The following is a 7,821-nucleotide window of genomic DNA, read 5'->3' as shown; positions in this document are numbered from 1 at the left end:
GATCTGCAGGCTCTTGAATGTTGACCTTCAAACCTTGTTCTTTGAAGTAACCGCGCTCTTTGGCAATCACGATAGGACCATGGTTTGGATTGACGAACCAATCCAACATCAGTGTCATCTCTTTTTCAGCTGCAAGCACGTTGGTTGATACCACTGAAGCGAGTAGAGCAGCAGCGCTCACAAGTTTGTTTTTATTCACGGGGTTCTTCCTTTTCTTTCCCAATTTTCTTTGGTTATTTTCTGTAATTACTTGCTTTCCCAAGGGATGGCTTTTTTCAATAATTTATCGGTGATGAAGTAGAGTGAGATAGACAGCACGGCGAGGATAAACAGCGCCGCAAACATCTCGTCAATGATCATGCGAGCGTTAGCTTGGAGCATCAGATAACCCAAGCCTTCACTTGAACCTACCCACTCACCGACCACTGCTCCAATTGGCGCAATAACGACGGCAACACGAATACCTGAAGCTAACGTTGGTAGCGCGGCTGGCAATTGAATATGACGAAGTAGCTGCCATTTCGACGCGCCCATGGTCTTGGCAAGATCGAGGTAACCTGTTGGTGTATTGCGTAAGCCGTCATAGCAACATGTCGTGACGGGGAAAAAGATGATGATCGCTGCCATGACGACTTTCGATGCAATACCGTAACCCAGCCAAAGCATGAGCACTGGCGCGATGGCGAACACAGGGATCGCTTGGCTAGCAATCAGAATAGGCAGTAACCAACGCTTCAGCGGCTCAAACATCAGCATTTGCAATGCGAACAGCAAACCCATCGATAATCCAAGCGCCAAGCCAAGTAAGATCTCTTGCGCAGTAACCCAAGTATGTTTGAGCAGGATATCGTAACGAGTGACCAATCTATCCAGCACTTCAATTGGTGAAGGTAAGATGAAGCCTGGCATGTCGAATACCACCACAACCAACTGCCACAATCCCAAGATCACCGCAGTGCTGATTACCAAGCGCAGAGCTTGATGGGTCACGCGTTCTTTTTTACCAATACGTGCCGAAACGGAGTTGTACTGAGTCATATCACTCATAGTCTTTCTCCAATTGATCCAAAATCGCTTGTTGAAGCGCGGCGCACTCTCCATCGAGAACTCGTGGTGGCTTGGAATCCGGAACAACCAAGTGCTGAGCTTGCGCAGGCGTACCTTGCAGTACATAGAGTTGGTGAGCTAATCGCACCGCTTCTTGTGGGTCGTGGGTAATAAGAACAACGGTCTTATCTTTCAGTAATTCGGCAGACAAGGTCTGCAACTTATGGCGAGTAACCGCGTCCAACGCAGAGAAAGGCTCATCCATCAGAACCAGAGGCTTGTCTTGCATCAGAGTGCGAGCAAGGGCAACACGTTGTCTCATGCCGCCAGAGAGCTGAGTTGGCTTAGCATCCGCGTAATCGGCGAGTTTTACTTGGTTTAGTAAAGCCAGTGCACGTTGTCTATTTTGCTCTGGTGCTTGCTCTTGAGAAAATCGAGAACTGAGGCAGACGTTGTCTAACACATTCAACCACGGTAGCAATAAATCCTGCTGAGCCATGTAAGCGATACGGTCATGCAGTGCAGCGCCATCCGTTGTGATGAGTTCGCCATGCCAGTCAACTTGGTCATCCAGTAGGCCAGCTAAGTAACGCAATATTGTGGTTTTCCCGCAGCCACTTCGTCCGAGTAATACCGTCCATTTACCGACGGGAATGGTCATGTTCATTCCTGCTAAAGTCGGTGTTTGGCTATCTTTGTATCGCAGGCTAGCATCGGAAAGCTGAATGCCAATCGCGTTAGCGAACATAAGTATGACCCGCAAAAAAGTGGTTCACAGGGCCGTGACCTTTACCGACATCCAGTTCATCAGCGTGCGCGATAGCTTGGCTGATGTACTGCTTACCAAGGTGCACCGCTTTGTGCAGATTGTTGCCTTGGCCAAGATAAGACGCAATGGCGGAAGAAAGTGTACAGCCTGTGCCATGAGTGTTTTTGGTTGGAAATCGCTTGGCGCTAATTAACTCGGCACTGTCTTGCATGATAAGCAGATCGTTGCTGTTTTCATTTTCTTCAAGGTGACCGCCTTTGAGCAGAATAGCTTTGGCGCCAAGCGCACGAAGGTCGGTAATCATATCGTTCATTTCAGATTCTGATTGAGGCATTGGCTTACCCGTCAATGCTGCGCCTTCGGGTAGGTTAGGGGTAATGATGTCTGCGAGCGGAATCAATTCTTCTTTTAAAGTGCTGATTGCCGACTGTTCCAGTAATAGATCGCCGCTGGTGGCCACCATCACAGGGTCAATCACGAGGTGTTTTGGCTGGTATTGTTTAATTTTGTCTGCAACGACTTTGATGATGTTGGAATCTGCCAGCATGCCCACTTTGACTGCAACGATGTTGAGGTCGGTAAATACTGCATCAAGTTGGCTCTCTACATGGTCGAGAGGAATGGGGAAAATCGCAGAAACGCCTTGGGTATTTTGCGAAGTAATCGCCGTGATTACCGAGCAAGCAAAACTGCCGGTTGCGGACATCGCTTTGATGTCGGCTTGAATACCTGCACCGCCACCACTGTCTGAGCCCGCGATGGTCAATACGATAGGGGTAGGCAAGGCTGGCGTGTGATGTGAATGAGGTTGTGATTGCTGCGTCATGGTCGCTCCTACTACAAGACGTATAGGAACTGACTTTGACCGTTGCAGATAGATCGATTTTTCGATCGCTATCGCTTACCTAAGAGGGGCGACGAAAGGCAAAGTGTGCATAGTTCCCTACGTCAGTGCTAACTGAATCAGGTTCAACGGGTCTCGAATTTCGATCTCAGCCAACACTTGTCGTGTGGCCCCCCGACTATTTCGTTCGGATGATAGCAGGACCATTGCGGAAGGGATACGTTTTTTGAGCGTAATTATAATGAGTATTCAATTATGCGAGGTGAGTGATAAAGTAAGCACCTAAATGGTTTGCTGGGTGGAATTTACTAGTGCAACGCTCTGGTGAATGAGCAGAACCTGGAATATTTAATAAATAATCGTGGTCTCGTTAAGCAAGGATTAGCACAAAACAAGGTTAAAAAACTGTTAAAATTTAACGTGTTGCCAATTTAACTTTGTTGAACTTTTTCACAGTTAATTAGGAAGGCTAAGACGATCATCGAGCAAGGAGACTTCATGCTTAATTCTGTAACAGCGAAGTCAGTGATCGATCATGCGCTCTTTTTGGGGGCTGATTTCGCTGAACTATTCGTTGAACATCACCAAACCAACACTGTCCAGATCGCATCTGGTGAGGTGGATAAGGTTAACTCGGGTATCGATTTTGGTATCGGTATTCGTCTTTTTTTCGGTCATAAGGTGCTTTACGGTTACACCAACAGCACAGATGAAGCCGAACTAAAGCGCGTAACCTCGCTGCTTGCTGCAAAAGACAAGCGTGAGCAAATCGCGTCAGCGGGTTCTTTGAATTTGAACCGCTACCCAATCCAACATGGTTGCCGCATGCCGCTAGGTAAGGATGCTAACCTAGATTCAAAAATCGCGTTTCTATTGAAAGTTGACCAAGCCGCACGTGCTGAGAGTGAACATATCAGCCAGTTTATTGGCAGCGTTCTTCAGCGCGAGCAACAAGTGTCTATCTTCAACTCAGAAGGTCTACACGTTGACGATACTCGCCACTACATTCGTGTTGCTGGTAACACTGTCGCGCAAAAAGGTAATGAGCAGTCTTCTGGTATGGAAGGTCCTGGCGCTCTTGCTGGTTGGGAATTCAGTGAACAGCTTGATGCCAAAGAGCTAGGTCAAACTATCGCGCAGCAAGCGTTAGTAAAACTTGGCGCGGATGCTTGTCCATCGGGTGAAATGCCGGTGGTGATTGGTAACGGCTTTGGCGGCGTTATCTTCCATGAAGCATGTGGTCACTTGCTAGAAACCACTTCAGTTGCGAAGAAAGCATCAGTATTCCACGACAAGATGGGCGAAATGGTTGCTCACACCGCGGTGAATGCAGTCGATGATGGCACCATGACCAACGAATGGGGCTCGATTCATGTTGATGACGAAGGCATGAAGACTCAGCGTACCCAATTGATCAAAGACGGTAAGCTAACCAGCTTTATGGTCGATAAAATGGGTGGCATGAAGACAGGTTACGAACCTACGGGTTCTGGTCGTCGTCAAAACTACAAGTTCGCACCAACCTCGCGTATGCGTAATACCTTTATCGAAGAGGGCGAGCATTCACTTGATGACATGCTGGCAGGCATCGAGCGTGGTATCTATGCGAAGAAGATGGGCGGTGGCTCGGTTCAACCGGGTACGGGTGAGTTTAACTTTGCTGTTCGTGAAGCTTATCTCATTGAAAATGGCAAAATCACCAAGCCTCTGAAAACAGCAACGCTGATCAGCACGGGTCCAAAAGTGTTGAAAGAAATCAGCATGGTCGGCAAAGACATGGCACTTGCGCCGGGCATGTGTGGTTCCGTAAGTGGTTCAGTACCAACAACAGTCGGTCAGCCAACACTGAAAGTCGATAACATTCTGGTAGGAGGCGGTAACTAATGAGCCAAGAACAACAACTTCTTAATGCGGTTGATTACGTCCTATCAGAAGCAAAACGCCAAGGTGCAGAAGCGGACGTCATTGTAAACCGCAACAGCAGCTTTTCTCTGAAAGCGAACCAAGGAAAGCTGGATGAGTACAAAGTAAGCTCAAGCCAAGTGCTGGGTGTTCGTGTTGTGAAAGATGCGCGTGTTGCAACGAGCTATTCTGAGTCGTTAGAACAACCAAGCTTAGATTTGATGCTGACTAATGCACTGCAAAGCGCTCGTTTTTCCAAGCAAGATGAACATCAGACCATTAGTTGTGTGAACAGCCAAATCACGACTGACGTGGCTGAGATTGCTCAAGAAGACACAACTTCGGTTGATGAAAAAATTGAACTGTCTCTCGCACTTGAGCAAGGCGTAGTGGCTCTGCCTCACGCTTCTAGCGCACCATACAATGGTTACAGTGACGGTGAAACTCAGCTCATCATCGCGAATACTCAAGGTACGTTATGTCAACATTTCGAGCGATCGTTCACTTGTTACGCGTATACCTTGTTTGAAAAAGACGGCAAACAGTCGATGGCGGGAAGAATGTCGCTAGGTCGCCGTTTTGATGAGTTGGCTCCAGCTTATTGTATAGAAGGCGGTTACAAGCTTGCTCGTGATCTTCTTGAAGGTGTACCGGTTGCGACGGGTAACTACCCCGCTATTTTCCACATCAATGCGCTGGCAAGTTTATTCGGTGCTTTCGGCAGTGCTTTCTCTGGCGTAAGCGCGATGAAAGGCATTACGCCACTGGGTGATAAGCTTGGTCAACGTGTTGCGAGTGATTTAATTACCTTTACTGATACGGCTTACATGCCAAATGGTATGGCAATCGCAAGTTTTGATAGTGAAGGCTTTGCTACTCAAGACAATGTGATGATTGCTAATGGCCAACTGAATACGCTATTGCACAATAGCCAAACAGCGAATTATTTGGGTGCAGTGTCGACGGCAAGTGCCGCTCGCGGTGCAAAATCGAGCTTAGACGTATCAGCGAATCACAAAGTGATTGCGACAGGCAACAGCAGTGCATCAGAAGTAAAAGCGGGAGAGTACCTAGAGTTAGTCGAGCTTCAAGGTGTCCATTCTGGTGCGGATGCAGTGAGTGGTGATTTCTCATTTGGTGCGAGTGGCTTCTTGTGCCGTGATGGAGAGCGCGTTCAACCAGTTCGTGGGATCACGGTAGCGGGTAACTTCTACAAGATGCTGCAAGAAGTTGAGGCAGTGGGTGATACTCAGTTAATTAACGATAGCCGAACTTTCTTCTCGCCAGACGTTCGTTTTGCTCGTTTGAGCATTGGTGGTAAGTAAACTTAGCATCCCTATAGAAACAAAAAAGAGGACTCAATGGAGTCCTCTTTCATTGTCTAGCAACGTGTGCGTGAATAACTAGAATTCGCGTATGTCCAACTCATTGTGGATCAATACCACACACTGAGAAGCGAAAAGCATCTTAGGACCTAAGCTGATCTTCTCTGTGCCAAGGCGCTTTAAGCTGTTAAAAGACTTTTTCGGCATCGGTATATGGTCAGTTAGCAAGAAACATGGATTTTCACCAATTTCTGCATCACGAACAAATTCGCCTTTCTTATCCAACATATATAGTTGGTGATCTTCTGCCAGCTCTTGTACTAGGCGTTCAAAGCTCACTGTACGAACGGTAATACCAGGTTCGACTTCACGAAGTTGCTCTTTACCCATACCAACCGAAGCATCCAAAGCGCGAGCCACTGCTGCAATCAAGGTTGACTCATGGAAGCCGCCAATGTTGGTGATGTCGTTGGAGCGAATAGTAATGGTGCGTGAGAAGTCTTTTGTGCTTTCCAAAACCAAGTGAACAACCACATCTTCACGGTGTGATTGAGCAACGAACATAGTGTTCATCATGGTATGAGCAAGAATCTCTGTATGCGCTTCATTACCAACACCTTCTAACAGTGCTTTGCTGGTGGTTGGCGCCGCGCGAGCTCGTAAAACAAAAGAGCGCATGAATTTAGCCTCTATATAGGAAGAGTGAATGCGCGGAAGTATATACCCAAGCAGGGAAGGGATGCGAGTTTAATAGCAAATGTGAACTTACTTACAAAGCTTCGATTGTCGTGCGGAGTGCGCTGGTTAAAATAGAGGTAACCTGTTAGGAGCGGTATATGGAAATCAAACAGATAAATAAAGACATTTATAAAAAGAAAGTAAACCTTGTGATTGGCGGTTTTGTTGCGTTGCTCGCCATCTCCTCTCTTGCCTTTAGTACCTTGTTGATTGTTTTGTTTGGCAACACTGAAGTCGTACCAGAACAATCAACGGGCAATTTCCATTGGAATTTGATTGGTGTCGTTCTCGCAGTTGCAACTTCCCTCTCTTTATTGAATCACATTAAAACTCGACCATACATGGAAGAAGTGCTGTACGTTTGGAAACTCAAGCAACTGCACAACAAAATCTTTCGTAAACTAAAAAGCATTAAAGCAGCCGCGAGCAATGACGATGTAAAAGCGCTCACTACGCTTAAGTTCTATTACACCACGCAACGCCAAGTGTTTGAGCTAGACAACAACACATTAACGATGAGCAGTGTAAATAAAGAACTAGAGGCTATCGAGCAAATCGAAGCGGCGCAATCACTGAGTCTCGATATCACAGGCTTTGAAGAGTCTTGGCTAGACACATATTGATTGCCTATTTGCTACTTGAAGTTAACAACTGAGTGCTAAAAATAAGCGTTTGAGTGAGATTTAATCATTCGACGCTTTTTTTTGATTTTTTTTCTGAAAAGGGGTTGCCAAGAAAAATCATCTCCCTATAATGCGCCTCCGTTGTCAGGGCAAAGCGGAAACGCAAAAGCGGTTGGCAAGAAGGCGAAAGAAAACTTCTAAAAATTAATTTAAAAAAGTGTTTGACACTGAAAATTAATTCCTTAGAATACGCCTCCGCTTCGATAGCAAAGCTTACGAAGCAAGCTCTTTAACAATATAGACCTATCAATCTGTGTGGGCACTCGTTGATGATAATCCAAATAGTTTCTTCGGAAACAATTTAGGTTTCAATGAAACGAAGTGACCATTCGAATTGGGAAGCAGCCTTGAGCTGTTTTGTTTTACTTTTTCAAAAGTAAAAACCAATAAGAGCACAGTCAATTCAAACATTACTTTATGTAATGTTCAGTATTCATTGAGCCGACAAAATCTTAAATTGAAGAGTTTGATCATGGCTCAGATTGAACGCTGGCGGCAGGCCTAACACATGCA

Annotated in this window: 6 protein-coding genes, 2 pseudogenes and 1 riboswitch; of the genes and pseudogenes, 3 read left to right on the top strand and 5 right to left on the bottom strand. The window is 46.2% G+C overall.

Features of this window, described 5'->3' with window-relative positions:
- From IQR33_RS33350 to thiD, 4 genes and pseudogenes are all read right to left on the bottom strand, one after another.
- Positions 1-181, bottom strand: a pseudogene (locus tag IQR33_RS33350) (ABC transporter substrate-binding protein); the annotation flags it as partial.
- 65 nt (positions 182-246) lie between these two features.
- A pseudogene (locus tag IQR33_RS17095) lies at positions 247-972 on the bottom strand (ABC transporter permease); the annotation flags it as partial.
- Between the two features lie 67 nt (positions 973-1,039).
- Positions 1,040-1,795 carry an ABC transporter ATP-binding protein gene (locus IQR33_RS17090; RefSeq protein WP_054575239.1) on the bottom strand — a complete coding sequence of 252 codons (756 nt, stop codon included), beginning with the start codon at positions 1,793-1,795 and terminating at the stop codon, positions 1,040-1,042.
- The gene (thiD, locus tag IQR33_RS17085; protein ID WP_005383329.1) at positions 1,785-2,642 is read right to left on the bottom strand and encodes a bifunctional hydroxymethylpyrimidine kinase/phosphomethylpyrimidine kinase; all 858 of its coding nucleotides are present in this window, start codon (positions 2,640-2,642) and stop codon (positions 1,785-1,787) included. Before thiD ends, IQR33_RS17090 begins: the two co-directional genes overlap by 11 nt.
- Positions 2,643-2,739: 97 nt before the next feature.
- Positions 2,740-2,847: riboswitch (TPP riboswitch) on the bottom strand.
- 311 nt (positions 2,848-3,158) lie between these two features.
- Here thiD and IQR33_RS17080 point away from each other — a divergent pair.
- Both IQR33_RS17080 and IQR33_RS17075 read left to right on the top strand, forming a co-directional pair.
- A complete protein-coding gene (locus IQR33_RS17080) occupies positions 3,159-4,544 on the top strand; it encodes a TldD/PmbA family protein (protein WP_115386907.1) in 1,386 nt (461 codons plus the stop codon).
- Positions 4,544-5,887: a TldD/PmbA family protein gene (locus tag IQR33_RS17075; RefSeq protein ID WP_193837838.1), complete on the top strand. Its 1,344-nt coding sequence runs from the start codon at positions 4,544-4,546 to the stop codon at positions 5,885-5,887. The genes IQR33_RS17080 and IQR33_RS17075 overlap by 1 nt, the downstream gene beginning before the upstream one ends.
- A 78-nt stretch (positions 5,888-5,965) precedes the next feature.
- Here the strand turns inward: IQR33_RS17075 and trmY are convergent, their stop codons facing one another.
- Entirely contained in the window at positions 5,966-6,565 is a 600-nt protein-coding gene (gene trmY / locus IQR33_RS17070; protein ID WP_017634347.1) for a tRNA (pseudouridine(54)-N(1))-methyltransferase TrmY, read from the bottom strand.
- A gap of 158 nt (positions 6,566-6,723) precedes the next feature.
- Here trmY and IQR33_RS17065 point away from each other — a divergent pair, with 158 nt between their 5' ends.
- Positions 6,724-7,248 carry a DUF3087 domain-containing protein gene (locus IQR33_RS17065; protein WP_193837839.1) on the top strand — a complete coding sequence of 175 codons (525 nt, stop codon included), beginning with the start codon at positions 6,724-6,726 and terminating at the stop codon, positions 7,246-7,248.
- The last annotated feature ends 573 nt before the right edge of the window (positions 7,249-7,821 follow it).

Source organism: Vibrio sp. OPT46 (assembly GCF_015163535.1).
GTDB classification, from domain to species: Bacteria; Pseudomonadota; Gammaproteobacteria; order Enterobacterales; family Vibrionaceae; genus Vibrio; species Vibrio alginolyticus.
Note: the sequence above shows the minus strand (reverse complement) of the source record. Positions and strands in the feature narration are given on the sequence as shown.

What these genes read in the sequence shown, in the direction of transcription:
- IQR33_RS17090 (WP_054575239.1), bottom strand. Translation starts at nt 1,795, where the DNA reads ATGTTCGCTAACGCGATTGGCATTCAGCTTTCCGATGCTAGCCTGCGA.
- thiD (WP_005383329.1), bottom strand. Translation starts at nt 2,642, where the DNA reads ATGACGCAGCAATCACAACCTCATTCACATCACACGCCAGCCTTGCCT.
- IQR33_RS17080 (WP_115386907.1), top strand. Translation starts at nt 3,159, where the DNA reads ATGCTTAATTCTGTAACAGCGAAGTCAGTGATCGATCATGCGCTCTTT.
- IQR33_RS17075 (WP_193837838.1), top strand. Translation starts at nt 4,544, where the DNA reads ATGAGCCAAGAACAACAACTTCTTAATGCGGTTGATTACGTCCTATCA.
- trmY (WP_017634347.1), bottom strand. Translation starts at nt 6,565, where the DNA reads ATGCGCTCTTTTGTTTTACGAGCTCGCGCGGCGCCAACCACCAGCAAA.
- IQR33_RS17065 (WP_193837839.1), top strand. Translation starts at nt 6,724, where the DNA reads ATGGAAATCAAACAGATAAATAAAGACATTTATAAAAAGAAAGTAAAC.